The 26,279-nt window shown below is 71.0% G+C and carries 24 protein-coding genes; 9 read left to right on the forward strand and 15 right to left on the reverse strand.

The features are described from left to right. The first annotated feature begins 80 nt into the window (after positions 1 to 80). Entirely contained in the window at positions 81 to 461 is a 381-nt protein-coding gene (locus M2271_RS36865) for a helix-turn-helix transcriptional regulator (RefSeq protein WP_280891826.1), read from the forward strand. A 407-nt stretch (positions 462 to 868) separates the two neighbouring features. Next, positions 869 to 1,258, forward strand: a complete 390-nt coding sequence (locus tag M2271_RS36870) for a hypothetical protein (RefSeq protein WP_280891827.1) — start codon at positions 869 to 871, stop codon at positions 1,256 to 1,258. Here the strand turns inward: M2271_RS36870 and M2271_RS36875 are convergent. The 4 genes from M2271_RS36875 to M2271_RS36890 form a co-directional block, all read right to left on the reverse strand. Continuing rightward, on the reverse strand, positions 1,206 to 1,970 hold the full coding sequence (locus M2271_RS36875) for an SDR family NAD(P)-dependent oxidoreductase (RefSeq protein WP_280891828.1): 765 nt from the start codon (positions 1,968 to 1,970) through the stop codon (positions 1,206 to 1,208). The two genes, M2271_RS36870 and M2271_RS36875, sit on opposite strands and share 53 nt — an antisense overlap. A 32-nt stretch (positions 1,971 to 2,002) precedes the next feature. After that, positions 2,003 to 2,917, reverse strand: coding sequence for a DNA-formamidopyrimidine glycosylase family protein (locus M2271_RS36880; RefSeq protein ID WP_280891829.1), 915 nt, complete (start codon positions 2,915 to 2,917; stop codon positions 2,003 to 2,005). 102 nt (positions 2,918 to 3,019) lie between these two features. After that, complete coding sequence (locus M2271_RS36885) at positions 3,020 to 8,173, reverse strand: ATP-dependent helicase (RefSeq protein WP_280891830.1); 5,154 nt, start codon at positions 8,171 to 8,173, stop codon at positions 3,020 to 3,022. Positions 8,174 to 8,526: 353 nt separating this feature from the next. Beyond that, positions 8,527 to 9,477: a hypothetical protein gene (locus tag M2271_RS36890; RefSeq protein ID WP_280891831.1), complete on the reverse strand. Its 951-nt coding sequence runs from the start codon at positions 9,475 to 9,477 to the stop codon at positions 8,527 to 8,529. Between the two features lie 80 nt (positions 9,478 to 9,557). On the opposite strand from M2271_RS36890, the gene M2271_RS36895 reads away from it, so the two are divergent. The 5 genes from M2271_RS36895 to recX all read left to right on the forward strand — a co-directional run bounded on the left by M2271_RS36895 (position 9,558) and on the right by recX (position 13,850). Further along, positions 9,558 to 9,752 (forward strand): DUF3046 domain-containing protein, encoded by a 195-nt coding sequence (locus M2271_RS36895; RefSeq protein WP_280891832.1) that lies wholly within the window; start codon positions 9,558 to 9,560, stop codon positions 9,750 to 9,752. 93 nt (positions 9,753 to 9,845) lie between these two features. Then, positions 9,846 to 11,135, forward strand: a complete 1,290-nt coding sequence (locus M2271_RS36900; protein WP_280891833.1) for an AI-2E family transporter — start codon at positions 9,846 to 9,848, stop codon at positions 11,133 to 11,135. 142 nt (positions 11,136 to 11,277) lie between these two features. Next, positions 11,278 to 11,430 (forward strand): hypothetical protein, encoded by a 153-nt coding sequence (locus tag M2271_RS36905; RefSeq protein ID WP_280891871.1) that lies wholly within the window; start codon positions 11,278 to 11,280, stop codon positions 11,428 to 11,430. 359 nt (positions 11,431 to 11,789) lie between these two features. Then, a complete protein-coding gene (gene recA / locus M2271_RS36910) occupies positions 11,790 to 12,917 on the forward strand; it encodes a recombinase RecA (protein ID WP_280891834.1) in 1,128 nt (375 codons plus the stop codon). 3 nt (positions 12,918 to 12,920) lie between these two features. After that, positions 12,921 to 13,850 carry a recombination regulator RecX gene (gene recX, locus M2271_RS36915; protein ID WP_280891835.1) on the forward strand — a complete coding sequence of 310 codons (930 nt, stop codon included), beginning with the start codon at positions 12,921 to 12,923 and terminating at the stop codon, positions 13,848 to 13,850. Between the two features lie 248 nt (positions 13,851 to 14,098). On the opposite strand, the gene M2271_RS36920 is transcribed toward recX, so the two are convergent. From M2271_RS36920 to M2271_RS36950, 8 genes are all read right to left on the reverse strand, one after another. Further along, positions 14,099 to 14,524, reverse strand: coding sequence for a rhodanese-like domain-containing protein (locus M2271_RS36920; RefSeq protein WP_280891836.1), 426 nt, complete (start codon positions 14,522 to 14,524; stop codon positions 14,099 to 14,101). Continuing rightward, positions 14,521 to 15,063 carry a cysteine dioxygenase gene (locus M2271_RS36925; RefSeq protein ID WP_280891837.1) on the reverse strand — a complete coding sequence of 181 codons (543 nt, stop codon included), beginning with the start codon at positions 15,061 to 15,063 and terminating at the stop codon, positions 14,521 to 14,523. Before M2271_RS36925 ends, M2271_RS36920 begins: the two co-directional genes overlap by 4 nt. Positions 15,064 to 15,142: 79 nt before the next feature. Beyond that, positions 15,143 to 15,304 (reverse strand): putative leader peptide, encoded by a 162-nt coding sequence (locus tag M2271_RS42665; protein WP_348539224.1) that lies wholly within the window; start codon positions 15,302 to 15,304, stop codon positions 15,143 to 15,145. Between the two features lie 9 nt (positions 15,305 to 15,313). Then, positions 15,314 to 16,954, reverse strand: coding sequence for an FAD-dependent monooxygenase (locus tag M2271_RS36930; RefSeq protein WP_280891838.1), 1,641 nt, complete (start codon positions 16,952 to 16,954; stop codon positions 15,314 to 15,316). A gap of 246 nt (positions 16,955 to 17,200) precedes the next feature. Further along, positions 17,201 to 18,070: an amino acid ABC transporter permease gene (locus tag M2271_RS36935; RefSeq protein WP_280891839.1), complete on the reverse strand. Its 870-nt coding sequence runs from the start codon at positions 18,068 to 18,070 to the stop codon at positions 17,201 to 17,203. Next, positions 18,067 to 18,735: an amino acid ABC transporter permease gene (locus M2271_RS36940; protein WP_280891840.1), complete on the reverse strand. Its 669-nt coding sequence runs from the start codon at positions 18,733 to 18,735 to the stop codon at positions 18,067 to 18,069. Before M2271_RS36940 ends, M2271_RS36935 begins: the two co-directional genes overlap by 4 nt. 139 nt (positions 18,736 to 18,874) lie before the next feature. Next, positions 18,875 to 19,717, reverse strand: a complete 843-nt coding sequence (locus M2271_RS36945) for a glutamate ABC transporter substrate-binding protein (protein WP_280891841.1) — start codon at positions 19,715 to 19,717, stop codon at positions 18,875 to 18,877. Positions 19,718 to 19,814: 97 nt separating this feature from the next. Next, the gene (locus M2271_RS36950) at positions 19,815 to 20,591 is read right to left on the reverse strand and encodes an amino acid ABC transporter ATP-binding protein (protein ID WP_280891842.1); all 777 of its coding nucleotides are present in this window, start codon (positions 20,589 to 20,591) and stop codon (positions 19,815 to 19,817) included. 284 nt (positions 20,592 to 20,875) lie between these two features. Between M2271_RS36950 and M2271_RS36955 the strand changes: the two genes are divergently transcribed. Both M2271_RS36955 and M2271_RS36960 read left to right on the forward strand, forming a co-directional pair. Further along, the gene (locus tag M2271_RS36955; RefSeq protein ID WP_280891843.1) at positions 20,876 to 21,562 is read left to right on the forward strand and encodes a response regulator transcription factor; all 687 of its coding nucleotides are present in this window, start codon (positions 20,876 to 20,878) and stop codon (positions 21,560 to 21,562) included. Positions 21,563 to 21,571: 9 nt separating this feature from the next. Then, positions 21,572 to 22,963 carry a HAMP domain-containing sensor histidine kinase gene (locus M2271_RS36960; protein ID WP_280891844.1) on the forward strand — a complete coding sequence of 464 codons (1,392 nt, stop codon included), beginning with the start codon at positions 21,572 to 21,574 and terminating at the stop codon, positions 22,961 to 22,963. 196 nt (positions 22,964 to 23,159) lie between these two features. Here the strand turns inward: M2271_RS36960 and M2271_RS36965 are convergent, their stop codons facing one another. The 3 genes from M2271_RS36965 to M2271_RS36975 form a co-directional block, all read right to left on the reverse strand. After that, positions 23,160 to 24,158, reverse strand: a complete 999-nt coding sequence (locus M2271_RS36965; protein WP_280891845.1) for a TAXI family TRAP transporter solute-binding subunit — start codon at positions 24,156 to 24,158, stop codon at positions 23,160 to 23,162. Positions 24,159 to 24,431: 273 nt separating this feature from the next. Continuing rightward, the gene (locus M2271_RS36970) at positions 24,432 to 25,658 is read right to left on the reverse strand and encodes a cation:proton antiporter (protein ID WP_280891846.1); all 1,227 of its coding nucleotides are present in this window, start codon (positions 25,656 to 25,658) and stop codon (positions 24,432 to 24,434) included. 4 nt (positions 25,659 to 25,662) lie between these two features. Then, positions 25,663 to 26,148, reverse strand: coding sequence for a TrkA C-terminal domain-containing protein (locus M2271_RS36975; RefSeq protein ID WP_280891847.1), 486 nt, complete (start codon positions 26,146 to 26,148; stop codon positions 25,663 to 25,665). Between the last annotated feature and the right edge of the window lie 131 nt (positions 26,149 to 26,279).

Genomic DNA, 26,279 nt, shown 5'->3' on the forward strand with positions numbered 1-26,279 from the left:
GCTCCCCGCACGGCCGCGGCGCAAGGCGGTACGGTGGGGCGAGAAGGATGCGGCTACGCGGTCCGAGGAGGGAGCCACCGATGATTCTGCTCCGTCGCCTGCTGGGTGACGTGCTGCGTCGGCAGCGCCAACGCCAGGGCCGTACTCTGCGCGAAGTCTCCTCGTCCGCCCGAGTCTCACTCGGCTATCTCTCCGAGGTGGAGCGGGGGCAGAAGGAGGCTTCCTCCGAGCTGCTCTCCGCCATCTGCGACGCGCTGGACGTACGGATGTCCGAGCTCATGCGGGAAGTGAGCGACGAGCTCGCCCTCGCCGAGCTGGCCCAGTCTGCTGCGGCCACCCCCCGCGAGCCTGTGACCACGCCGGTTCGCCCGATGCTGGGTTCCGTCTCGGTGGCCGGTGTGCCACCGGAACGGGTGACCATCAAGGCGCCCGCCGAAGCGGTGGACGTGGTTGCCGCCTGATCGTTCGGGCGGGCGTACGCACGAGCTGACGATGCGCTGAGACGTGTGTGAGGCCCCGGCCGGGGTTTCTCCGAAGCACCTGGAAACAGGTGGTCTGGAGAGGCGTCGGCCGGGGCCTTCGTGCATCGTGGACCCGAGGCGGGCGAGCCGCCGGTCCGTCTGCCGAGGCGGCGCTGGGCTCTGTACTCCGCGCTCTGGGTTCGCCTGCCGCCGCGTGCTGTCGGGGCGCCCTCCCGTCGGAGGCGGACGCGGACGCGGACGGTGACTGGTGTCGGGCTGGAGGTGGGTGGATGGCACGGCCGATAGGACGCTGGGGGGTCGGACGGGTGTGGGGGGTCCGGAGAGTTTGGGGGGTGAAACGGGTGTGGGGGGGTTGGGGGGACCGGCAGGTCTTGTGGGACTGGCGGGTGTGCGGAACCTGGGGGGCGGTTCTGGGGGGTGCGGGGCTGTGGTGGTGGGCTGTGCTGCGGCTCGTGCTGTCGCCGGGCGCGGGGGCGCTGGAGGGGGCGATCGCGGCCGGGGGATGGGGGCTGAGTCTGCTGCCGGTGCACTGTGTGCCAAAGGCCCGGGCAGTGGGGGCGCTGCCCGAGGGACGGTGGGGGAGGGCCTGGCGAGTGAGTGGTGAGGGCGGGGTGTCGTTGAGTGGGGGCGCGGCGGTGTCGTCGGGTGGGGGCGCGGCGGTGTCGTCGGGTGGAGGCGCGGCGGTGTCGTCGGACGGAGTTGGCCAGGGAATGCCGGATGGGACTACCAGGGCATCGTCACGCCGCCGTTCGGGCGGAGGATCTGGCCCGTCGTGAAGGCCGAGGCGTCGGATGCCAGGTAGAGCACGGCGTGGGCGATGTCCTCGGGTTCGCCGACCCGGCCCAGCGGCGACATTCGGGCCATCAGTGACTCGGTGTGCGCCTGGGCCTCGGTGTCGTGGCGGTCTGTCATGGGGGTGCGGATCCAGCCCGGCGCGACGGCGTTGACGCGGATGCCGTGTCGGCCGACCTCGGTCGCCAAGGTCTTCGTCAGCTGGACGACGGCCGCCTTGGACGCGCCGTAGCAGAGCAGACCGGGGCCGCCGGTGTCCACGGCACCCGAGGCCATGGTGACGATGCTGCCCCTGGAGTCCCGGGCCAGCATCAGTCGGGCGGCCTCCTGGCAGGCGTACAGCACGCCCTTGAAGTTGACGTTCAGTACACGGTCGAGATCGTCGTCCCGGGTCTCCAGGACCGGGCTGCTGTGCATGATCCCGGCGATCGCGGCCATCACGTCGAGGCGCTCACAGGAGGCGACAGCCCGGCGGAGCCGGTGGCGGTCGGTGACGTCGACGTGGTGGAGGTGGGCGGTGCCGCCCGCCTCCTTGATGTTCCTCGCCGTCTCGTCCAGACCGGACATGTCGAGATCCGCACAGTGCACGGTGGCGCCGGCCCGGGCCAGCAGGATGGCGGAGGCGCGGCCGATGCCGCCGGCGGCGCCGGTGACGAAGGCGGTGCGTCCGGTGAGGTCGTACGCGCTGACGGCCATGAGAGGACGGTACGAGGGTTTCTGACGGGTCGTCAATCAGTTGTACGGAGCTGTACGGGCGGAGTGGTCCGGGGCGGCCGGGACGGATGGGAGGGATCGGAGGGCTGGGTGGATCGGACAGGTCGGGCTTGGGGCGACCGGTGGGCGACCGGTGCTGGAGCGGGGCCGGTCTGGCAGGTCGGGCACCAGTACGTGGGGCGTTCGCGGGAGCCGTCGCCCTGATCGGCCACCCGGACGGGGGTGTGGCAGCGGAGGCACGGGCGGGGCGCGCGGCCGTACACGAACAGGTCCTGGCCTCGGCGGCCCGTGGTGACACGGACCGGCCGGTCCCGGTTGACCTCCAGAAGTTTCTTGGCGAGTGCGGGTAGGTGCGCGGCGCGGTCGTGGGGAAGGGCGCCGACGGGCAGCCAGGGGGTGACGCCGAGGAGGAAACACAGCTCGCTCTTGTAGACGTTGCCGATGCCGGCGAGATTGCGCTGGTCGAGCAGGGCCTCGCCGAGGGAGCGGGCGGGGGCGGCGAGGAGGTTGGCGAGAGCGAGGTCGGGGTCCCAGTCCGGGCCCAGGAGGTCGGGGCCGAGGTGGCCCACGGCACGGTGTTCGTCGGCGGTGCGGAGGAGTTCGAGGACGGGGAGGCGGTAGCCGACGGCCGAGCGGTCGGCGGTGCCTAGGATCGCGCGGATCTGGTGCGTGGGGCCGCCGTTCCAGCGCTGGTCGGGGGCGTACACCTTCCAGGCGCCGTCCATCCGCAGGTGCGAGTGGAGGGTGAGGCCGCCCTCGATGCGGGCCAGGAGGTGTTTGCCGCGCGGGGCGACGTCCAGGACGGTGCGGCCGGTGAGGTCGGCGGTGGCGTACTTGGGGACCCGTAGGTCGCTACGGGTCAACACCTTGCCCGCGAGCGCGGTGTGCAGCCGCCTCGCGGTCTGCCAGACCGTGTCTCCTTCGGGCATGGGTCAAGGGTGGCACGGTGGGGCGGTTCGTACGGCTTCCGTTTCCTTGCCGGGGGCGAGGGAGGGCATGCTGCCGACGGTCCGCAGGTGGTTCTCGTCGCTTTATGCCCTGAGGCGTAGGCCGCGTGGTGTGGCGATGAAGCCTGTGGCTTCGAGGAGGGTGCCGATGGAGGACGTCAGGGCCGAGGCACCGTTGACGCGTTCCACGGTGACCGTGCCGAGGGAGCCGGCCTTGGCGGCCGCGGCGAGGGCCTCCGCGGCGGTTCGCAGCCGTGAGTCGTCGGTGGCTGTGCCGTCGGGGTCGGAGGGCCAGGCCAGCACGGTCTTGCCGCCCCGCTCCATGTAGAGCGTCAGCTCGCCGTCCACGAGCACGACCAGGGAGCCCGCCTTGCGGCCCGGCTTGTGTCCGGCACCGGTGGGGGGCTCCGGCCAGGGGAGAGCCGCGCCGTACGCGTTCGCCGGATCGGCGGCGGCGAGGAGGACGGCTCGGGAGTCGGGAGTGGGGCGGGGGCGGGGAGCGATGGAGGCGGAGCCGTACGGGGTGTACGAGCCGTAGGGGTCGTACGGGCCGCCCCGGGCCGGGCCCCGGGGGCCCGGAGCGGATCCGTACGGGGTGCTGGTGCTGGTGCCGGGTCCTGGGGCGGTCGGTGGGGTGAGGTCCCTGGGGGAGATCCATTCGCTCCGCGTGGCGGGGGAAGGAGGCCAGTCGTCGCCGAAGCCGGGATCGGTGGGGGTGGTGCGACCGCTGGGCGGGTTCTGTCCGTCGGACGGCTCTGGGCCGTCGGTTCCGAAGGGGGCGGGTGCGTCGAAGGCGTTCTGGGAGAAGTCCGGAAGGGGGCTGAAGGCGTCGGGAACGAAGTCGGTGAACGAGGCGGATCCGTGGGGGGTGCGGTCAGGCGTGTCGCCGAGCGTGCCGTCGGGGGTGCCGTCGGGGGTGCAGCCAGGCGCGTCGCCCGGGGTGTCATCGGCCCGGGGCGGAAGGGGCAGGGCATCGCCGCGGTCGCGGGCGTTGGCTACCGCGCGGAGGCGGTCGACCGCGCCGTCCATGGCGAACTGGGCGGCACCGAGGCCCTCGACCACGTAGCCTCGGCGGGCCTGGCCGCTCTCCTCGAAGGCGGCCAGGATGCGGTACACCGCCGAGAAACCGCCCTCGACGCCCTCCGCGGAGACGGCTCCCCGGGTGACCACGCCGTGCCGGTCGAGGAGGACGCGGGCCAGGGCGTGGGCGCGCACGGTGGGGTCGGTGTCACGGTCCGGGAGCAGGGACCAGCGGCCGGCGACGGTTGGTGGACCGCTGCGTGAGGCGGGGCGGGCGGCGGCGGTCAGCGAGCCGTAGCGCCCGCGCGGGATCGTGCGCTTGGCACGGTGCGCCGTGGAGCCGGCGGTGCGGCCCGAGCCCAGGAGGGAGCGCATGGGGGTCAGCGTGTCGTTCGTGAGCCGGCCGGACCAGGCCAGGTCCCAGATGACGTCGGCCAGTTGCGGGTCGGTGGCTTCGGGGTGGGTGGTGGCGCGGACCTGGTCGGCGATCTGGCGGAAGAACAGGCCGTAGCCGCCGGAGAGGGCGTCCAGGACGGACTGGTGGAGGGCGGTGAGCTCCAGGGGGTGGGGCGGTGGAAGGAGCAGAGGGGCCGCGTCCGCCAGGTAGAGGGAGACCCAGCCGTCCTTGCCGGGGAGGGAGCCCGCTCCGGCCCAGACGATCTCTCCGGCGGCGGTGAGTTCGTCGAGCATCGCGGGCGTGTAGTTCGCGACGCGGGAGGGCAGGACGAGCTTCTCCAGGGCGGACGCCGGCACGGACGCGCCCTGCACCTGTTCGACGGCCCGTACCAGGCCGTCGATGCCACGCAGGCCGTGGCCCCTGCCGATGTGCTGCCACTGGGGGAGGAACTGGGCGAGGGCGGGCGGCGGCACCGGCTCCAGTTCATGACGCAGGGCGGCGAGGGAGCGGCGGCGCAGGCGCCGCAGGACCGCCGCGTCACACCACTCCTGGCCGATGCCGGCCGGGTGGAACTCGCCCTGGACGACCCGGCCGGTCCCCGCGAGCCGCTGGAGGGCGCCCTCGGTGACCGCCACGCCCAGGCCGAAGCGGTCCGCGACCGTGGCCGAGGTGAACGGGCCGTGGGTGCGCGCATAGCGTGCGAGGAGGTCACCCAGTGGGTCCTTGACGGGCTCCGTGAAGGCCTCCGGGACGCCCACCGGGAGCGCGGTGCCGAGTGCGTCGCGCAGACGACCCGCGTCCTCGATCGCCGCCCAGTGGTCCGCGCCGGCGACGCGGACCCGGATCGCGCGGCGGGCGGCGGCCAGCTCCTGAGCCCACTGCGGCTCGGCGCCCCGCTCCGCCAGCTCGGTGTCCGTGAGCGGACCGAGGAGACGAAGGAGATCGGCGATCCCTTCGGCGTCCTTGACGCGGCGGTCCTCGGTGCACCACTGGAGTTCCCGCTCCAGCTCGGCCAGCACCTCGGCGTCGAGCAGCTCGCGCAGCTCCGCCTGGCCGAGCAACTCGGCCAGCAGACGCGAGTCCAGGGAGAGGGCGGCGGCGCGGCGCTCGGCGAGCGGTGAGTCTCCCTCGTAGAGGAACTGGGCGACGTACCCGAAGAGGAGAGAGCGGGCGAACGGGGAGGGCTCGGGGGTGGTGACCTCGACCAGGCGCACCTTGCGGGACTCCAGGTCGCCCATCAGCTCGACCAGGCCGGGGACGTCGAAAACGTCCTGGAGGCACTCGCGGACCGCCTCCAGGACGATCGGGAAGGAGCCGAACTCGCTGGCGACCTGGAGCAGTTGGGCGGCGCGCTGGCGCTGCTGCCACAGCGGGGTGCGCTTGCCGGGGGTGCGGCGGGGCAGGAGCAGCGCGCGGGCGGCGCACTCGCGGAAGCGCGACGCGAACAGGGCCGAGCCGCCGACCTGGTCGGTGACGATCTGGTGGACCTCACCCTTGTCGAAGACGACGTCCGCCGCACCGACGGGGGCTTGGTCCGCGTCGTACTCGGTGCCGGTCCTTGCCGGGTCCTGATCGAGCAGGTCCAGGCCCATCAGGTCGGCGTCGGGCAGTCGGAGGACGATGCCGTCGTCGGCGTGCAGGACCTGGGCGTCCATGCCGTACCGCTCGGACAGCTTGGCGCCGAGGGCGAGTGCCCACGGGGCGTGGACCTGGGCGCCGAAGGGGGAGTGCACGACGACCCGCCAGTCGCCGAGTTCGTCGCGGAAGCGCTCCACGACGATCGTGCGGTCGTCCGGGACGTGGCCACAGGCCTCCCGCTGCTCGGCGAGGTAGGACAGGACGTTGTTCGCGGCCCAGGCGTCCAGTCCCGCAGCGAGGAGGCGCAGACGGGCGTCCTCCTTGGGCAGGGAGCCGACCTCGCGCAGGAACGCGCCCACCGCGCGGCCCAGCTCGAGCGGGCGGCCCAACTGGTCGCCCTTCCAGAACGGGAGCCGGCCCGGGACGCCCGGCGCGGGGGAGACGAGGACGCGGTCGCGGGTGATGTCCTCGATGCGCCAGGAGCTGGTGCCGAGGGTGAAGACGTCGCCGACGCGGGACTCGTAGACCATCTCCTCGTCGAGTTCGCCGACCCGGCCGCCACCCTTCTTCGGGTCGGAGCCGGCGAGGAAGACGCCGAAGAGGCCGCGGTCGGGGATCGTGCCGCCGGAGGTGACGGCGAGGCGCTGCGCACCGGGGCGGCCGGTGATCGTGCCGGCGACGCGGTCCCAGACCACGCGCGGACGCAGTTCCGCGAAGGCGTCGGACGGGTAGCGGCCGGCGAGCATGTCGAGCACCGCGGTGAAGGCGGACTCGGGGAGCGAGGCGAAGGGGGCGGCCCGCCGGACCATGGTCAGCAGGTCGTCCAGCTGCCAGGTGTCCATCGAGGTCATCGCGACGAGCTGCTGGGCGAGGACGTCCAGGGGGTTTGCGGGGACCTTCAGCGACTCGATGGAACCCGTCCGCATGCGCTCCGTGACGACTGCCGCCTGGACCAGGTCGCCGCGGTACTTCGGGAAGACCACACCCGTGGAGACGGCTCCGACCTGGTGTCCCGCTCGTCCTACGCGCTGCAGGCCGGAAGCGACGGAGGGAGGCGACTCGACTTGGATGACGAGGTCCACCGCGCCCATGTCGATGCCCAGTTCGAGGCTGGAGGTGGCCACCACGGCGGGGAGGCGGCCGGCCTTGAGGTCCTCTTCGACGAGGGCGCGCTGTTCCTTGGAGACCGAGCCGTGGTGGGCGCGGGCGATGACCGGGGGCGCGCCCTGTGCCGCGCCCGAGCCGCCCATCAGTTCCGCGGGGGCGTGGTGCTCGTCCAGCGGTTCTCCGGTGGCTCGCTCGTACGCGATTTCGTTGAGGCGGTTGCAGAGCCGTTCGGCGAGGCGGCGGGAGTTGGCGAAGACGATGGTGGAGCGGTGGGCCTGGACGAGGTCGGCGATCCGCTCCTCCACGTGCGGCCAGATCGAGGGGCGTTCCGCGGCGTCGGAGCCGTCGGAGCCGTCGGAGCCGTCGGCGATCGGGGAGCCGCCCAGTTCGCCCAGGTCCTCGACAGGGACGACGACCGAGAGGTCGAACTCCTTGCCGGACTCGGGCTGGACGATCTCCACCTTGCGGCGGGGCGAGAGATAGCGGGCCACCTCGTCCACCGGGCGGACCGTCGCGGAGAGGCCGATGCGGCGGGCCGGCCTGGGGAGGAGCTCGTCCAGACGCTCCAGGGAGAGCGCGAGGTGGGCGCCGCGCTTGGTACCGGCGACCGCGTGGACCTCGTCGAGGATCACTGTCTCGATGCCGGTCAGCGCCTCGCGGGTGGCCGAGGTCAGCATCAGGAACAGCGACTCCGGGGTGGTGATCAGGATGTCCGGAGGGCGGGTGGACAGGGCGCGGCGCTCGGCGGCGGGGGTGTCGCCGGAGCGGATGCCGACCTTTACCTCCGGTTCGGGCAGGCCTCGGCGTACGGATTCCTGACGGATGCCGGTGAGGGGGCTGCGGAGGTTGCGTTCCACGTCGACGGCGAGGGCCTTGAGCGGGGAGACGTACAGGACCCGGCAGCGTTTTTTGGGGTCGGCGGGTGGGGGTGTGGAGGCGAGCTGGTCGAGTGCGGCGAGAAAGGCTGCGAGGGTCTTGCCGGAGCCGGTGGGAGCTACGACCAACACGTCCGAGCCCGCTGCGATGGCCTGCCACGCGCCGGCCTGGGCGGCGGTGGGCGCGTCGAAGGCGCCCGTGAACCAGCCGCGGGTTGTGGGGGAGAAGCCGTCCAGGGCTCGGCGTGCGTCGCTGACCATGTGTCCATCCTGCACCTCGGGACTGACAACGGTCTGCGTCGTCTCGGCGGCGATCTCCGCGACCACTCCGGCGACGGATACACGGCCCCGGACCGCCGCGCCCGCAACAGGTCAACTCCGGGCCACCGGCATACCGCCCAGAGCGCGCCACCTCACCCGAACCCGCCATCCGTGATCTTGCGTGGGAATCCCGGCCTTCAGGCCGGGCGGGAAACGCATCCTGATGGCGGAGCCGCGAAGCGGCGTAGTACGCTGCGGATCTGCCTCGGCAGCGGTCAGGGCTTGGCCGTCACGAGACTCCTCGGAGTCGACTGAGAAGCCCCTTCGTTCACGAAGGGGAGGAGTCACGAGCCTCAGCTCAGGGGGCGACCGCGACCGTACGCGCGCAGGGTGCGCAGCGCCCGGATCGTCACCATGGGGCGGGCCTCCAGGGCCGTGCCCGGGGCCCACTGGCGCCAGCGGACCGGCCAGCCGCCGTCCTCCAGCTGGTCCTGGGCCAGGAAGTCCAGGGAGCGGGACATCTCGTTGTCCGTGAACCACGCGCGCGCGAGTGAGTCCGGCGTCCGCGCGTAGTCGTACGGGAAGTGGTGCTCGCCGGGGGCGTACCCCGGGGGAACCGGACACGTGTCGAGTTGGTCCGGGTCCAGAACCGCGAGGCGTTGCTCACGCACCAGACGGCCCAGGCGGTCGGCGACCGCCTCCGCGCGCGGGCGGTCGGGCGCGGAGTCCAGGAAGTCCACGGCTGCCTGGATCTCGTACGGGTGGGACCGCTCCAGGGACTCCACCGCCTGCCAGCAGAAGTCCGTGGCCCTGAACAACCAGGCGTGCCATACCTCGTTGCGGTGCAGGAGACCCACCACCGGACCGGTGGCGAGGAGCTCGCTCGGCGGATCGTCCAGGACCGGGATGAACGGGGCCGTCGGATAGCCGCGCTGGCTGGGATGGATCGCCGGCAGGGCGCCGTCCGCTGTGGTCACGGAGGTCAGGTACCGGCACACGCGCTCCACGCGTTGTCCGCCGCAGCGCCCGATGGCGTCCAGGACCCGCAGGGCGTGACCGGTGTGCAGTGGCTGGCTCACCGGCCCCCGTAGATCGGGCTCCAGCGCGTGGCCGTATCCGCCGTCCGCGTTGCGGTAGGCGTCCAGCGCCGTCTCCACCGGGTCGGCGCTTCCGCGCAGGAAGTGGTACGCGAAAAGGCGCTGCTCCAGCACGCGGGCGGTGAGCCAGCAGAAGTGCTCGGCGCGGGCGAGCGGGGAGTACGCCGGGGGCGTCGGGGGGAGTGCGGAAGCTCCGGTTTCGGCCATGCGTCAGACCGTAGGACGGAAAGCGGTCTCGGTAAGCGGTCCCGGCTCAGGCCCACCCTCAGGGGCGGGATACTGGAGGTATGCGGTTGACGGTCTTCTGGCAGCGGATGGCGGATCACTTCGGTCCGGGCTACGCCGACACCTTCGCGCGCGACCACGTCATGATGGAGCTCGGCGGGCGCACGGTGCACGAGGCGCTCGACTCCGGATGGGACGCCAAGGAGGTCTGGCGTGTGGTCTGCGGCGTCATGAACGTTCCGAGGGAGAAACGCTGATCAGCTCTGAACGTTTCGTGACAGAAGCACTGATCGTTCAAGAAGATCGCCCGCGGGTAACCGATTGTCGGACATGTGGGCGAGACTTGCACCGTGGCACCCACTGACGAGACCGGCCAGGTCACCCAGCATGCAGCTCCGTCCGGCACGACGCCGCCTCCCCGGCCCCAGGCCGACGGCGGCGCCTGGGGGCCGAACGCCCGCATGCCCCGCTGGCTGCCGCGCGCCCTGGTGCTCGCCCTCGCCCTCATCGCCGTGTTCCAGCTGGGAAGTTGGGCCTTCCACCAGCTCACCGCTCTGCTGATCAACATCCTCATCGCGTTCTTCCTGGCCCTGGCCATCGAACCCGCGGTGAGCTGGATGTCCTCGCGCGGCATGCGCAGGGGACTGGCCACGTTCCTCGTGTTCTTCGCCGTGCTCATCGTGGCCGCGGGGTTCGTCACGCTGCTCGGTTCGATGCTCGCGGGTCAGATCATCAAGATCGTCGAGGACTTCCCGGCCTACCTCGACTCGGTCATCAACTGGATCAACACGCACTTCCACACCGAGTTGCGACGCGTTGACGTCCAGGAGGGCCTGCTCCGGTCCAACTGGCTGCGCAACTACGTGCAGAACAGCGCCACCGGCGTCCTGGACGTCTCCGGGCAGGTCCTCGGCGGACTTTTCCAGCTGCTGACGATCGCGCTGTTCTCGTTCTACTTCGCCGCCGACGGCCCACGGCTGCGCCGCGCGATCTGCTCCGTGCTGCCACCCGCCCGGCAGGCGGAGGTGCTGCGCGCGTGGGAGATCGCCGTGAACAAGACTGGCGGCTACATCTACTCGCGCGGCCTGATGGCGCTCATCTCCGGAGTCGCGCACTACATCCTGTTGGAGGCCCTGAGTGTGCCGTACGCGCCCGTACTCGCCGTCTGGGTCGGGCTGGTCTCGCAGTTCATCCCCACCATCGGCACGTATCTCGCGGGCGCCCTGCCGATGCTCATCGCCTTCACGGTCGACCCCTGGTACGCGCTGTGGGTGCTGATCTTCGTCGTGGTCTACCAGCAGTTCGAGAACTACGTCCTGCAACCCAAGCTGACCTCGAAGACCGTCGACATCCACCCCGCGGTCGCCTTCGGCTCAGTCATCGCCGGCACCGCCCTCCTCGGTGCCGTCGGCGCGCTGATCGCCATCCCGGCGATCGCCACGCTCCAGGCATTCCTGGGGGCCTACGTGAAGCGGTACGACGTCACGGACGACCCCCGGGTACAGGGGCACCGGAGGCCGGGGGAGGGGCTGTTCACGCGCGCGCGTGCGCTGTGGGGGCGGGGGCCGGAGGCACAGGACTCGGTCGCCGGCTCCTCTTCGGGCCGTACCGCCGACGGGTCCTCCTCGGACGGTACGTGAGGCCGGGCCGGTCCCTGCGCAGACCCGGGGGGTGAGGAGGTGACGCCCGTTGGTCAGTAGGTGAGGCCGGCCCATACCCCGGCGCCGACGGCGGCGGCGTAACACGGGCCCACCGGGCCACCCGGCCACCGAGTTGCCGGGGATGGCGCTCGCCGTGCGCTCGGGGTTCGCGATCCTGCCTGTCGTCCTGGCTTCGGGCGCCGCGACGATCGCGCGCGGGGTCGTACTCACCCGCGCCGGTCGCCAGGAGGCGGCGTACCACTCGACGGCTCCGCTCAGGCCGCTGCACGGGTGAGCCTGCACCGTGCCGGAAAGACGCGAGCGCCTTGAGTTTTCCACCCCTCAAGCGTCACGAGAACGCTCCGCCCCGTCGTCCTCCGGCCGAAGACACCCGCCGTACACACCGCGGGAAGCAGCCAGGCGGGAACTGTCCCGGGACGTCTCCGCAGTACCGCGTGGTGCGCTTGACACGAAAATCGAACATCCGTTCTTATAGAGGTTCAGGCAAGGCTCTTGATGGGGATTTCGGCGCGGTTTGAGTGGATAAGTGCCCGAGTTATCCACAGGCCGGACGAGCGTCGAGACGCATTGTCAGTGGCAGGCGTTAGCGTCGTTGACGTGAAGCGATCGACTCAAGCAAATCGGGTGGAACCCATGGCAGGTACCGACCGCGAGAAGGCCCTGGATGCCGCACTCGCACAGATTGAACGGCAATTCGGCAAGGGCGCGGTCATGCGCATGGGCGATCGGACGAGGGAGCCCATCGAGGTCATCCCGACCGGGTCGACCGCGCTCGACGTGGCCCTCGGCGTCGGCGGCCTGCCGCGGGGCCGCGTCATCGAGGTCTATGGACCGGAGTCCTCCGGCAAGACGACCCTGACCCTGCACGCGGTGGCGAACGCCCAGAAGGCCGGCGGCACGGTCGCGTTCGTGGACGCGGAGCACGCTCTCGACCCCGAGTACGCGCAGAAGCTCGGCGTCGACATCGACAACCTGCTCCTGTCCCAGCCGGACAACGGCGAGCAGGCCCTGGAGATCGTGGACATGCTTGTCCGCTCCGGCGCCCTCGACCTGATCGTCATCGACTCCGTCGCCGCGCTCGTGCCGCGCGCGGAGATCGAGGGCGAGATGGGCGACAGCCACGTCGGTCTGCAGGCCCGCCTGATGAGCCAGGCGCTGCGGAAGATCACCAGCGCGCTCAACCAGTCCAAGACCACCGCGATCTTCATCAACCAGCTCCGCGAGAAGATCGGCGTGATGTTCGGCTCCCCGGAGACCACGACCGGTGGCCGGGCGCTGAAGTTCTACGCCTCGGTGCGACTCGACATCCGGCGTATCGAGACGCTGAAGGACGGCACCGACGCGGTCGGCAACCGTACCCGCGTCAAGGTCGTCAAGAACAAGGTCGCGCCGCCCTTCAAGCAGGCCGAGTTCGACATTCTCTACGGGCACGGCATCAGCCGTGAGGGCGGCCTGATCGACATGGGCGTGGAGAACGGCTTCGTCCGCAAGGCCGGTGCCTGGTACACGTACGAGGGCGACCAGCTCGGACAGGGCAAGGAGAACGCGCGCAACTTCCTGAAGGACAACCCCGACCTGGCCAACGAGATCGAGAAGAGGATCAAGGAGAAGCTGGGCGTCGGGGTCCGACCGGAGGAGCCGGCTGCCGGGCCGGGCGTGGACGCAGCGGTCTCCGCACCCGCGGACGATGCCGCGAAGACGGTGCCCGCCCCGGTGGCGGCCAAGACGGCCAAGACCAAGGCCGCCGCAGTCAAGAGCTGATCCGTGACGCGGCGAACCGACTGGGCCGAGTACACCTACCCGGACGCCCCGCGTGAGCGAGGCGGAAGAGGCACCAGGGGCTCGACCGGTCCGAGGGACGTCTCCCCGGCCCGTGGCATGGACGAAGACCACGTCCGTGCGGCGTCGTACGGCATGAGGGGGTCGTACGACGCCGAGGCGGGCGGCGAGCAGGGCAACGGACGGTGGACGGACGGACCGGAGGACGGGTCGGACAGGCTGGACGCGTGGGAGTACGGGCCGGGCGACGGCTCGGCATTCGACGCAGACTCGTCCGTCGGCAGCTCACCCCCCAGGGGCGGGGCTCGTGGCGCGGGCGGCTCACGAGGGCGCCGTCGGCGTGGCCGCGCGGAGCCGTCCGGTGAGGACGGGGGTTCTTCCTTCTCGTCGAGGGCCGAGAAAGAAGAACCCTCAGCGGACCCGGTCGAGCGGGCACGGGCGATCTGCCTGCGCCTGCTCACCGGGACCCCGCGCACGCGGAAGCAACTCGCGGACGCCCTGCGCAAACGGGAGATCCCGGATGATGCGGCCGAGGAGGTGCTGTCGCGGTTCGAGGACGTCGGGCTGATCAACGACAGCGCGTTCGCGGACGCCTGGGTGGAGTCCCGGCACCACGGCCGAGGGCTGGCCCGGCGCGCACTCGCTCAGGAGCTGCGGACCAAGGGCGTCGACTCCACGCTGATCGACGCGGCCATGGCACAGCTCGACTCCGAGCAGGAGGAGGCGACCGCGGCGGAGCTCGTCGCGCGGAAGCTGCGCGCCACCCGAGGCCTCGACCGGGACAAGCGGCTGCGCCGCCTCGCGGGCATGCTGGCCCGCAAGGGCTACCCCGAGGGCATGGCCCTGAGAGTGGTCCGGCAGGCCCTCGAGGAGGAGGGCGAGCAGACGGAGTTCATCGAGGACGATGGGTTCTGAAGGGCGCCGGCGGTTGTGACGGCCGTCGGCGGTTCGGCAAGGCTGCTCCTCGACGGCCCTCGGCAGCGCCCTCGCCGTCCTCACCGCGTTCGGTCTCGGCATGACGGGTCGTGCGGCCCCGGCCGTCGTGCCGTCGGTGTAGGTCGGGATGGTCGCGGGGCGGCCTGCTCGCCTTCGTCGTCACCGCCGGCCGGTCGCGTCCGCTCGCAGTCCGTCGCCGGAAGCCGCGTGGCTCTTGGGCGGTTGGCCTATGCCGTCACCGGAAGCCCCGCGGTATTCCACGCCTGGAACCCGCCGACCAGATCGGTGGCCCGGTGCAGCCCCAACTGGTGCAGGGACGCGGCGGCCAGGGTGGAGGCGTACCCCTCGTTGCAGATCACCACGACACGCAGGTCGTGGCTCGTGGCCTCGGGGGCGCGGTGGCTGCCGTGCGGGTCGAGGCGCCACTCCAGTTCGTTGCGCTCGATGACGAGGGCGCCGGGGATCAACCCGTCCCGGTCACGCAGGGCCGCGTACCGGATGTCGACGAGCAGCGCGTCCCCGGCACGGAAGGCGGCGTAAGCCTCTGCCGCCTCGATCCGCTCGTAGCCCTCGCGCACGCGCTCCAGCAGCGCGTCGATACCGACCGGCGGTCCGGCCGCGCGACCTGCCGCCGGTGTTTCCGCCGGGCTCACTGCCAGTCCTCCGGGCGCTCCACCTGCTCCAGGCGCAGGATCGGTCCGCTGCGGCTGTAGCGGCGGATCTGCGGGAGGGGCGGGTAGTAGACGTGGACGGAGATCGCGTGCTGTTCGGTGGACTCGTTCAGCACCTCGTGGACGTGATGGCGGCCGAAGGCGCGGCCCTTTCCGGCCGGCAGCCGGCGTTCCCGGTCCACGTCCTCGGTCAGTTCCAGGGTCTTCCAGCCATCGGTGGGCAGCCGGGCGGCGAGCGAGTGCTCCCTGAGCTCACCGGCCGCGGTCACGAAGGCGCCGACCGAGTCGGCATGGTCGTGCCAGCCGGTGCCGCTGCCGGGCGGCCAGCCGATCAGCCAGGCCTCGCTGCCGCTTGGTCCCTCCAGCCGGACCCAGGTCCGGCCGTCGGGGTCGAGCGGCAACGAGTCGATCAGCTCGGCGTCGGCGGCAGCACGCCGTACGAAGTCGAGGAGCTCCGCCTGTGTGGGGGCGGAAACAGCGGCAACGGCCGAGGACGTGGACACGGCGGGGGATGCAGACACGGGGCACCGTCCTGGTGAGCGTTCGCGTGGGGGCGCGCGGCAGCACGGAGGCGGCGCGCGCGGGAGGAGGAAGGCGAAGTCAGCTCGACGGACGACACACGCAGCCCGCATAGCGGATGAGGTCCATATGGACCCTCCGCCACAGGCGTACACAGGTGTCGGTCATGCTCCGGAGTACACCACGCGGGTTCGGGCCGGTCAACTCAGTGTCACTATGCGGACGCACAGTGACCACGAGCATGCGCGCGGGTCAGCGCGAACCGGCCCGCGCCTCCCGCGCCTCCGCCTTGGCGGGGCCGCCGAGTGCCGCCTCCGTCGCCGCGTACAGGTCGGCCGGCCGGACCCCGGCCAGCGCCGTGACCAGGTGACCGTCCGGTCGTACGAGAAGGACCGTGTGGGGGGCGGCGCCCGGGTACTCCTCGGCGACCAGGAGTTCGGCGGGGTGCGGCAGCGCGGCCACCGCCGCCGCCAGCCGAGGCATGATCCCGGCGGTCACCCAGTGCCTGCGCTCCCACACACCGGTGCCCGGGGCGATCAGCACGACGAGCAGAGCGCCGCGACCGAGGCGGTCGCGCAGTCGTACGAAGGAGCCGTCCTCCGCGGTCACCCGCGCATCGGTGACGGGCATGCCGGGCTCCGTGTCGATGACGGTCTCTCCTTCGAGGTGCCGGGGCGCGAGCGGTGAGTCGGCGTATGTCCCCGGCGCACCCAGAACTCCGCGCCCCAAGTGACCGTCCGTCAGCAGTGCGTCGTGGCCGCGGGCCGAGCCGGGAACGTACGCACGCAGGACTCCGCCGCCGCGCAGCAGCGGCAGCACCTGGTCGGCTGCGCGCAGCCGACCGGCGACGACCGCGCGCCGCTCCGCCTGGTAGCTGTCGAGCAGTGCCTCGTGCGGCCCGTGGTGCCAGGCCAGCGCCAGCTTCCAGGCGAGGTTGTCGGCGTCCCGGAGACCCTCGTCGAGCCCTTGTGTGCCGAGCGCGCCGAGCAGGTGCGCCGCGTCCCCGGCGAGGAAGACCCGACCTACGCGCCAGCGACGGGCCAGCCGGTGGTGGACCGTGTGCACGCCGGTGTCGAGGAGTTCGTACGCCGGTGTCGACCCGCCTGCCCAGCCTGCCAGGGTCTCCCTGATGCGGGCCACCAGCAGCTCGGGCGTGACCAGGTCCTTGCCCGGCGGCAGCAGCCAGTCGAGGCGCCACACGCCGTCGGGGAGGGGGCGGGCGGTGATCTCGTCGGTGGAGGGGCCGGAGGTGCGCCACGGGGGCATCCGGTGGAGCAATGCCTCGTGGGGCAGGGGAAGTTCCGCACGCAGGGCCGCGACCGCGTGCCGTTCCACCGCCGTGCGGCCCGGAAAGCGGATGTCCTGGAGCTTGCGCACGGTCGAGCGGGTGCCGTCGCAGCCGACCAGGTAGCTGCCGCGCCACCAGGTGCCCTTGGGGCCGCGGGTGTGGCCGGTGACGCCCGAGGGCTCCTGTTCGATGCCGTCGAGGCGACTGTCCACAACGATCTTGACGAGCCGTTCACGGGCCAGCGCGGCGCGCAGCGCCCCGGTGAGTACATGCTGGGCGATGTGCAGCGGCGCGGGCCCGGCGTCGGTGGCGGGCTCCGTCTCGGGGCCGGTGTCGGTGGCGCCGAACGTGACCTCGCGTGTCACCTGCTTGCGCCGCATCGACCGCCATCCGGCCCAATGGACACCGGCCTCGGCGAGTGACACGCCGGACAGCCGCTCCATGAGGGCGGCGGTGTCCTCACGCAGCACGACGGTGCGCGCGAGACGTGGTTCGTCCTTCCCGGGCCCTTCGTCGAGCACGACGGACGGCACGTCCTGCCGCGCCAGCGCAAGGGCGAGCGCAAGCCCGACAGGCCCGGCTCCCGCGATGATCACCGGGTCCACGGCGCGGCGCCCCCCGCTCGCGGTGACATCTTGGCGGACGGGGGCGAAAAGGCAGGTGGAGCAGGGTGCACGATCACAGAACGTATGCAACCCATTGCCGGTGCCTGCGTCAAGCGACGGAGGGCAGTGGCGATCATGCCACTGCCCTCCGGGTCGTTCACACCGCACTCCGAGTCGTTCACAGGAGCAGGTGATGGTGCATCAGGCGGAGCCGTAGCTGCCGCCGTCACCGATCCCGAAGCCGCGCTACACCGCCGCGGGGTTGACCTCCACCGTGTCCTCGCCGAGGACCGCGCCCGTGCTCTTCTTGCTGCGCCGCAGCCTGGCCTCCAGCCAGCTCGCGAAGCTGGTGAGGAGGAAGTTGAGCACGATGTAGATGACGGCCACCACGATGAAGCTGGGGATGACGTTGGCGTAGACGGCCGCCAGCGTCTGGCGGGCGTTGAGCAGCTCGGTGAATCCCAGCATCACGCCGCCGAGCGCGGTGTCCTTCACGATGACGACGAGCTGGCTGACGATGGCCGGGAGCATCGCGGTGACCGCCTGCGGCAGCAGGACGTTGGTCATCGTCTGGCCCTTGCGCAGACCGACCGCCATGGCGGCCTCCGTCTGTCCCTTGGGCAGGGAGAGGATGCCCGCCCGGACGATCTCGGCGAGGACGGAGGCGTTGTAGAGCACGAGGCCGGTGACGACCGCGTAGAGGGGCCGTTCCTCGCTGCTGATGCCCGAGGAGCGGACGTAGAGCTCGTTGGCGAACAGCATCAGCAGCAGGACGGGGATCGACCGGAAGAACTCGACCACCGTGCCGGCCGTGGCCCGCACCCATCGGTGGTCCGAGAGGCGCGCTATGCCGAAGAACGCGCCCAGCGGGAGGGCGATCACCATGGCCAGGGCCGCGGCCTTCAACGTGTTGGCCAGGCCCGGCAGCAGATACGTCGTCCAGGCCTGGGACTGGGTGAACGGCTTCCACAGGGCCCAGGTGAGCTGGTTCTTGTCGTCCATCGTCTGCCAGACCCACCACAGCAGCAGGGCGAGCAGGACGAAGAAGACCACTGAGAAGATCACGTTGCGCTGTTTGGCGCGGGGGCCCGGAGTGTCGTAGAGAACGGAGGTCATCGCTTCACCGCCAGTCGCTTGCTCAGCCAGCCGAGGATGAGGCCGGTGGGAAGGGTCAGCACCACGAATCCGAGGGCGAACACCGCGCCGATGGCGAGTGTCTGTGCCTCGTTCTCGATCATCTCCTTCATCAGGAGGGCAGCCTCCGCGACACCGATCGCGGCCGCCACGGTGGTGTTCTTGGTCAGCGCGATCAGCACGTTGGCCAGCGGTCCGATGACCGCGCGGAAGGCCTGTGGCAGGACGATCAGGCGCAGGACCTGGCTGAAGCTCAGGCCGAGCGCGCGGGCCGCCTCGGCCTGTCCGACGGGCACGGTGTTGATACCGGAGCGGATCGCCTCGCAGACGAACACGGCGGTGTAGCCGACCAGACCGAGAACGGCCAGCCGGAAACCCTGGGCCGCGAAGTCGTCGGACGCGCCCATCGTCATGCCGAATACGTCGGCGAGACCGAGCGAGGTGAAGACGATGATGACCGTGAGAGGGATGTTCCGGACGATGTTCACGTAGGCGGTGCCGAACCCGCGCATGAGCGGGACCGGGCTGACCCGCATCGCGGCGAGCAGAGTGCCCCAGACCAGGGAGCCGAGGGCGGAGAGGGCGGTGAGTTTCACCGTCATCCAGAACGCCCCGAGGACGTCGTAACCTTCAAGAAAGTCGAACACGATCTCCCGCGCTTCCGGGTGTGTGGCGAACGTGGAGGGCGCGGCGTGCCGCCGTGATCGCGGTGGACGGCGGCACGCCGGGGGACCCCTGCGCTACGCCGTGATCGCAGTGGACGGCGGCGCGCCGGGAATCCCTGCGCTACTTGACGATGGTGCCGATCTTCGGCGCGGGCTCGTTCTTGTACTCGGCCGGACCGAAGTTGTCCTGGACCGCCTTCTCCCAGGACTTGTCGCTGACCATCTTCTCCAGCGCGGCGTTGATCTTGCCCACCGTCGCGGAGTCGCCCTTCTTGACGCCGATGCCGTAGTTCTCGTTGCTCAGCTTGAGGCCGGCGAGCTTGAACTTGCCCTTGTACTGGTCCTGCGCGGCGAAGCCCGCGAGGATCGAGTCGTCGGTGGTCACCGCGTCCACGGCGCCGCTCTGCAGGGCCCCGATGCACTCGGAGTAGCCGCCGTACTGCTTCAGCTGGGCGTTCGGGGCGATGGTGTCGTGGACGTTCTGCGCCGAGGTGGAGCCGGCCACGGAGCAGAGCCTCTTGCCGTTGATGTCCGTGGCCTTGGTGATGCCGGCGTCCGACTTGACCAGCAGGTCCTGGTGGGCCAGCAGGTAGGGGCCGGCGAAGTCGACCTTCTTCTTGCGCTCGTCGTTGATCGAGTAGGTGGCCGCGATGAACTTCACGTCACCACGGGCGAGGGCGTTCTCGCGGTCGGCGCTCTTGGTCTCGACCCACTCGATCTTGTCGGGACCGTAGCCGAGCTGCTTGGCCACGTACGTCGCGACGTCCACGTCGAAGCCGGCGAAGGAACCGTCGGGCTGCTTCAGGCCGAGACCGGGCTGGTCGTACTTGATGCCGATCTTGATCTTGCCGCCGCCGCCGGAGCCCGAGCCGGAGTCCTTGCTGTCGTCGCCGCCACACGCCGTGGCGGTCAGGGCGAGCGCCAGGACGGCGGCCGAGGCGGCGGTGACCTTGCGGAGATTCATGCGGAACATCCTTTGCGTGGGGAAGAGAAGCGAGCCGTCGAGGCAGTCGAGCGGGTGGCGCCGGTGACGCAGGTCGTCGATCGCGCGACGCGAGCTGTCAGTGGTGCAGGATCTTGGACAGGAAGTCCTTGGCCCGGTCGCTGCGCGGGTTGCTGAAGAACTGGTCCGGCACAGCCTCTTCGACGATGCGGCCGTCGGCCATGAACACGACCCGGTTGGCAGCAGAGCGGGCGAAGCCCATCTCGTGCGTGACGACGATCATGGTCATGCCGTCACGGGCGAGCTGCTGCATGACTTCCAGGACCTCGTTGATCATCTCCGGGTCGAGCGCCGACGTGGGCTCGTCGAAGAGCATGACCTTGGGGTCCATGGCCAGGGCCCGCGCGATGGCCACGCGCTGCTGCTGGCCGCCGGAGAGCTGTGCGGGGTACTTGTCGGCCTGCGTGGCCACGCCGACACGGTCGAGCAGGGCGCGCGCCTTCTCCTCGGCCTGCTTCTTGTCCGTCTTGCGGACCTTGATCTGGCCCAGCATGACGTTCTCGAGCACGGTCTTGTGCGCGAACAGGTTGAAGGACTGGAACACCATTCCGACGTCGGCGCGCAACCGGGCCAGCTCCTTGCCCTCGTGGGGCAGCGGCTTGCCGTCGATGGTGATCGTGCCGGAGTCCGTCGACTCCAGGCGGTTGATGGTGCGGCACAGGGTGGACTTCCCGGACCCGGAGGGCCCGATGACCACGACGACCTCACCGCGGGCGATCGTCAGATCGATGTCCTGGAGTACGTGCAACGCGCCGAAGTGCTTGTTGACGCTCTTCAGGACGACCAGTTCTCCGGTCGCGGCCAACTCGTCCTTGGCCACCGATACTTCGGTCATCGCTTTGGGGCTCCGTCCTCCTCGGTTGCGAGGACCTTAGTGACCCCGTGCGACCAGCGTCAGTACATCTGAGGGAGATCTGAGCATCACGATCGGATAGCGATCGGACACATGTCGTAGCACTTGGGCCCGGCGTCCGTATCGGCCGGGTAACGGAAGGCGCGCGCAACCGGAACCCTCTTGACGCCGTCCTCATCCATCAGCGTGACTGCTGAGGGCGCACGCGCGCGTGCAGGCTTTTTACATATGCAGATGGGACGTCCGATGAACCGAAGGGGGCCCGGATGAGACTTCTCCTCGTCGAGGACGACAACCATGTGGCCGCGGCCCTGTCCGCGGTCCTCGCGCGCCACGGTTTCGACGTCACGCACGCCCGCAGCGGTGAGGAGGCCCTCCAGGCGCTCGTCCCCGAGGGCGCGGGCTTCGGAGTCGTCCTGCTCGACCTGGGCCTGCCCGACCAGGACGGTTACGAGGTGTGCGGCAAGATCCGCAAGCGCACCAGCATCCCGGTGATCATGGTCACCGCCCGCGCCGACGTCCGCTCCCGCATCCACGGCCTCAACCTCGGCGCCGACGACTACGTGGTCAAGCCGTACGACACCGGGGAACTGCTCGCCCGTATCCACGCCGTCAGCCGGCGCACCGTCCCGGAGGACGCCCCGGTCGGCGGCGAGGGCGGGCTGCGTCTCGGTCCGGTGCACATCGAACTGCCCACCCGCCAGGTCAGCGTGGACGGTTCGGTCATCCAGCTGACCCGCAAGGAGTTCGACCTGCTCGCCCTGCTCGCCCAGCGCCCGGGTGTGGTCTTCCGTCGGGAGCAGATCATCAGCGAGGTCTGGCGCACCAGTTGGGAGGGGACCGGGCGCACCCTGGAGGTGCACGTCGCGTCCCTGCGCGCCAAGCTGCGCATGCCGAGCCTGATCGAGACGGTACGAGGCGTGGGCTACCGGCTCGTCGCCCCGGGCGCGTAGCGGGGCCGGGTGCGCACACGTCTCCTTCCGCTGCTCATCGTCCTGATGGCGGCCGTGCTGCTCGCGCTCGGCGTCCCGCTGGCGGTGAGCGTGGCCGCGGCCGAGCAGCAGAACGTGGTCGTCGACCGGATCGACGACACGGCGCGCTTCGCGGCGCTCGCCCAGTTCGTCACCGACACCCCCGTGGAGTCCAACGGGCGTCAGGCGACCCTGAACAGCGAACTCGCCAGCTACTACGACGTCTACGGCATCCAGGCGGGTGTCTTCTACGCCAACGAGAGCGCGATGGCGAAGGCGCCGTCCGGTTTCACCGTCCCCGAGGCGGGCGTGGTGCGCGACGCGTTCGCCGAGGCGCTGCTCAGCCGGCGCAGCCATGATCCCGAACAGGTGTGGCCCTGGCAGCGCGACCGCCTGGTCGTCGCCTCGCCGGTCATCCGGGACGGCGATGTCGTCGCGGTGGTGGTCACCGATTCGCCCACCGGGCAGCTGCGGTCGCGGATCCTGCACGGCTGGCTGATCATCGGCGCAGGCGAGATCGCCGCGATGCTGCTGGCCGTCGGCGCCGCCCTGCGGCTGACGGGCTGGGTGCTGAGGCCCGTGCGCGTCCTGGACACCACCACCCACATGATCGCGAGCGGCGCCCTGAAGTCCCGGGTGGCGGCCGCCGGCGGCCCGCCGGAACTCCAGCGCCTGGCCCGCTCGTTCAACGAGATGGCGGACAACGTCGAGGACGTCCTGGAGCAGCAGCGCGCCTTCGTCGCCGACGCCTCGCACCAGCTGCGCAACCCGCTCGCGGCGCTGTTGCTGCGCATCGAACTGCTCGCCTTCGAACTACCGGAGGGCAACCAGGAGATCGCCTCCGTCCAAGGCGAGGGCAAGCGCCTGGCCCAGGTCCTCGACGACCTGCTCGACCTGGCCCTGGCCGAGCACACCGAGGCGGACCTGAGGGTCACCGACATCGGCGCGCTGACCGCCGAGCGGGTCGCCGCCTGGTCGCCGACCGCCGAGGCCAAGGGCGTACGACTGGTGGGCGACTGTCCGCCCACCACCGCGTGGGCCGACCCGGTCACGCTCTCCAGCGCGCTGGACGCGGTGATCGACAACGCGGTGAAGTTCACGCCGAAGGACGAGACGGTGCAGGTCACGGTCGCCTCCGACGGCGACACCTCCACCATCGTGGTCATCGACGACGGCCCCGGTCTGACCGACGAGGAACTCGCCCGCGTCGGCGACCGCTTCTGGCGCAGCGGACGCCACCAGAACGTGAAGGGCTCCGGCCTCGGCCTGTCCATCTCCCGGACCCTGCTCGCGGCGGGCGGCGGCTCGATCTCCTACGAGCACCACGAGCCGCACGGGCTGACGGTCACGGTGAGGGTGCCGCGATCGGGTCCGGTGGCGTGAGGTGGGGGTAGAGGGCGGGCGGGGGGCGTGAGGGGGCGTGAGGTGGCATGAGGTGGGGTACGGCGGGCTCGTCGGCCCGCGTAAGGCGTCCGCGTGAGGCCGGGCGGCGGCTCGTGCACGGCTTCGCGCACGGCGGGCGGGCGAGGCCCTGTACGTCGCCGTCCGGGGCGACGGTACGTCAAGTGCGTACGCTTTCCTACGGCTTGACGGAGCGGTAGTAGCGCCGGGCGCCGTCGTGCAGGGTCAGCGGTTCGGTGTAGATCGCCGTGCGTACGTCGACCAGCTGCGCGGAGTGGACATAGGAGCCGATGTGGTCCCGGCTCTTGAGCACGGTCCGGGTCAGCCACTCGGTGAGCCTCGGGTCCATGTCCGTGCGCGTCATCAGCAGGTTGGACACCGCGATCGTCGCCACCGTGGCTCCCTTCTGCACCGACGGATAGGCCGACGCCGGCATGTTGGTGGCCCGGTAGTAGCGGCTCGCGCCGCCCTGGTCGTGCAGCTTCGCGACGAGGTCGGCATCCAAGGGCACGAACCGCAAGGCGAAAGTCGTGGACAGCGCCTTCAGCCCCACGGTCGGCAGTCCGCTCGACCAGAAGAACGCGTCGATCTCGTGCCGCTTCAGCCGGCCCGGGCCGCTGTCGATGCCGTCGGAGAACGGTGTGATGTCCGTCTCGGCGTTGATGTTCGCCGCCTTGAGCACCCGGTCGGCGATCAGCCGCACACCCGAGTCGGGCCGCCCTATGGCCACGCGCTTGCCCTTCAGCTGCGCGACGGAGCGGATGGAGGAGTCGCGCGGAACGACGAGCTGGACGTAGTCGTCGTAGAGCCGGGCCACACCGCGCAGCCGGTCGGCGCCGACCCCCTGGGCCAGCTTGTACGTCTCCACCGCGTCGGCCGCGGCGATGGTGAAATCGGCCTCCCCGGTCGCCACGCGCCTGACGTTCGCCTGTGAGCCACCACTGCCCTTGAGCCGCACCTTCAGGTCGGGCATGTCCTTGGCGAACTCGTCGCTCAGCATCTCGCCGTACTTCTCATACACGCCGGCTCGCGCCCCCGTGCTGAACCTGATCGTCCCGCTCGGTGGCTCCTCGCCCAGGGGCAGCAGCCACCACAGGAGCAGCCCGAACGCGACGAACCCGGCGGCAGCGCTCTGCAGGGCCCGGCGCCTGCTGATACGGGGGAAGCCTCTGGACATGCGCGCGATCCTGCCAGCCGGGACGCGGTGCTGACCAGGGGGCCGGGGTGGGAGACCAGGACGGGCGACCGGGACGGGGAATGCGGGCGGGTGACCAGGGCGGGGAATGCGGTCGACCGGGACGGGGAATGCGGGCGGGTGACCTGATCAGGACGGGGAATGCGGGCGGGTGACCGGGAGGACGGCGCAGGAGGGCTTCCTGCGGCGGTGGGGAGGGTGCCGGGAGGCGGGCAGGCCGCCTTCCGGCACCTGCGGCGGACACATTCCGATGGCTCAGTCGCCGCCGACCGACACCCCCGTCTCCGCTGTACGCGAAGAGCCTTCAGGTGCCTGCGGACGGTGGCCGAAGCGGTGGGTCCACCAGGACGCCAGGGGTTCCGTGAAGCGGGCGGTGAGAGGGCCGATGACGACCAGGATGAGGACGTACGCCGTGGCCAGAGGGCCCAGGGACGGTTCGATGCCGGCGCTGACCGCGAGGCCTGCGATGACGATCGAGAACTCGCCGCGGGCCACCAGCGCGCCGCCCGCCCGCCAGCGCCCCTTGACGGAGATCCCGGCCCGCCGGGCCGCCCAGTACCCGGTGGCGATCTTCGTCGCGGCGGTGACGACCGCCAGAGCGAGCGCGGGCAGCAGGACGGGCGGGATGCTGGCCGGGTCGGTGTGCAGTCCGAAGAAGACGAAGAAGACCGCGGCGAAGAGGTCCCGCAGGGGGCTCAGCAAGGTGTGCGCGCCCTCCGCGACCTCGCCGGACAGTGCGATGCCGACCAGGAACGCGCCCACCGCGGCCGACACCTGGAGCTGCTGCGCGATCCCCGCGACCAGGATGGTCAGCCCCAGCACCACCAGGAGCAGCTTCTCCGGGTCGTCGCTGGAGACGAAACGGGAGATGAGGCGGCCGTAGCGGACGGCCACGAACAGGACGAGGCCCGCCGCGCCGAGCGCGATCGCGAGCGTGAGGCTGCCGGCCAGCAGCCCGGCCCCGGCCACCAGCGCGGTGACGATCGGCAGATAGACCGCCATCGCCAGGTCCTCCAGGACGAGCACGCTGAGGATCACCGGCGTCTCCCGGTTGCCCACTCGGCCCAGGTCGCCGAGCACCTTCGCGATCACCCCGGACGACGAGATCCAGGTGACACCGGCCAGCACGACCGCGGCCACCGGTCCCCAGCCGAGCAGCAGCGCCGCCAGCGCCCCCGGCACCGCGTTCAGCGCGCCGTCGACGAGGCCGGCCGGATAGTGGGCCTTGAGGTTGGTGACCAGGTCACCGGCCGAGTACTCCAGGCCGAGCATCAACAGCAGCAGGATCACGCCGATCTCGGCGCCCGTCGCGACGAACTCCTCGCTCGCCCCGAGCGGCAGCAGACCGCCCTTGCCGAAGGCCAGCCCGGCCAGCAGGTACAGCGGGATGGGGGAGAGACGGAAGCGGCCGGCGAACCGGCCGAGCAGGCCGAGGCCGAGGATGATGGAACCGAACTCGATCAGCAGGACCGCGGAGTGCACCGGTTCACTCCCGACCGAGTATCGACGCGGCCGCGTCGACGCCCTCACGGGTGCCGATCACGATCAGCGTGTCACCGCCGACGAGCCGGAAGTCCGGCGCCGGTGACGGGATCGCCTCGGCCCGCCGCAGCACCGCCACCACGGACGCGCCCGTCTCGGTCCGCATCCGCGTGTCGCCCAGGACCCGTCCGTTCCACCGCGAGGCCGCGGCGACCTCGATCCGCTCGGCGACCAGCCCCAGATCGGTCGTGTAGAGCAGGCTCGCGCTGTGGTGGGACGGCTTCAGCGTGTCGATCAGCGCCCCTGCCTCGGCACCGGTCAGCCGCAGGGACTGCGCACAGGAGTCGGGGTCGTCGGCCCGGTACACGCTCACCGTGCGGGCTCCGTCGCGGTGCGCCACCACGGACAGATGGCGTTGTTCCCGGGTGACGAGGTCGTACTGGACCCCGATCCCCGGCAGCGGCGTCGCCCTCAGGCGTGGAGCAGACACGTTTCTTCCCCTTGCTCGTCGGTGCACGTGAAGTGTGGGTGTGCGAGGCGGCTCGGCTCGATGATCACGCCTGCCCGGTCTGCATGCTGTCACCCACCCGTACGGTGGCGATATGGGTGTTGTCACGGATA

Source organism: Streptomyces sp. LBL (assembly GCF_029893585.1).
GTDB lineage: Bacteria > Actinomycetota > Actinomycetes > Streptomycetales > Streptomycetaceae > Streptomyces.

Bases quoted from the DNA above. Each gene is read 5' to 3' on its own strand.
- M2271_RS36865 (WP_280891826.1), top strand. From the start codon at position 81: ATGATTCTGCTCCGTCGCCTGCTGGGTGACGTGCTGCGTCGGCAGCGC.
- M2271_RS36875 (WP_280891828.1), bottom strand. From the start codon at position 1,970: ATGGCCGTCAGCGCGTACGACCTCACCGGACGCACCGCCTTCGTCACC.
- M2271_RS36880 (WP_280891829.1), bottom strand. From the start codon at position 2,917: ATGCCCGAAGGAGACACGGTCTGGCAGACCGCGAGGCGGCTGCACACC.
- M2271_RS36885 (WP_280891830.1), bottom strand. From the start codon at position 8,173: ATGGTCAGCGACGCACGCCGAGCCCTGGACGGCTTCTCCCCCACAACC.
- M2271_RS36890 (WP_280891831.1), bottom strand. From the start codon at position 9,477: ATGGCCGAAACCGGAGCTTCCGCACTCCCCCCGACGCCCCCGGCGTAC.
- M2271_RS36895 (WP_280891832.1), top strand. From the start codon at position 9,558: ATGCGGTTGACGGTCTTCTGGCAGCGGATGGCGGATCACTTCGGTCCG.
- M2271_RS36905 (WP_280891871.1), top strand. From the start codon at position 11,278: ATGGCGCTCGCCGTGCGCTCGGGGTTCGCGATCCTGCCTGTCGTCCTG.
- recA (WP_280891834.1), top strand. From the start codon at position 11,790: ATGGCAGGTACCGACCGCGAGAAGGCCCTGGATGCCGCACTCGCACAG.
- M2271_RS42665 (WP_348539224.1), bottom strand. From the start codon at position 15,304: ATGCTCGTGGTCACTGTGCGTCCGCATAGTGACACTGAGTTGACCGGC.
- M2271_RS36935 (WP_280891839.1), bottom strand. From the start codon at position 18,070: ATGACCTCCGTTCTCTACGACACTCCGGGCCCCCGCGCCAAACAGCGC.
- M2271_RS36945 (WP_280891841.1), bottom strand. From the start codon at position 19,717: ATGAATCTCCGCAAGGTCACCGCCGCCTCGGCCGCCGTCCTGGCGCTC.
- M2271_RS36950 (WP_280891842.1), bottom strand. From the start codon at position 20,591: ATGACCGAAGTATCGGTGGCCAAGGACGAGTTGGCCGCGACCGGAGAA.
- M2271_RS36955 (WP_280891843.1), top strand. From the start codon at position 20,876: ATGAGACTTCTCCTCGTCGAGGACGACAACCATGTGGCCGCGGCCCTG.
- M2271_RS36965 (WP_280891845.1), bottom strand. From the start codon at position 24,158: ATGTCCAGAGGCTTCCCCCGTATCAGCAGGCGCCGGGCCCTGCAGAGC.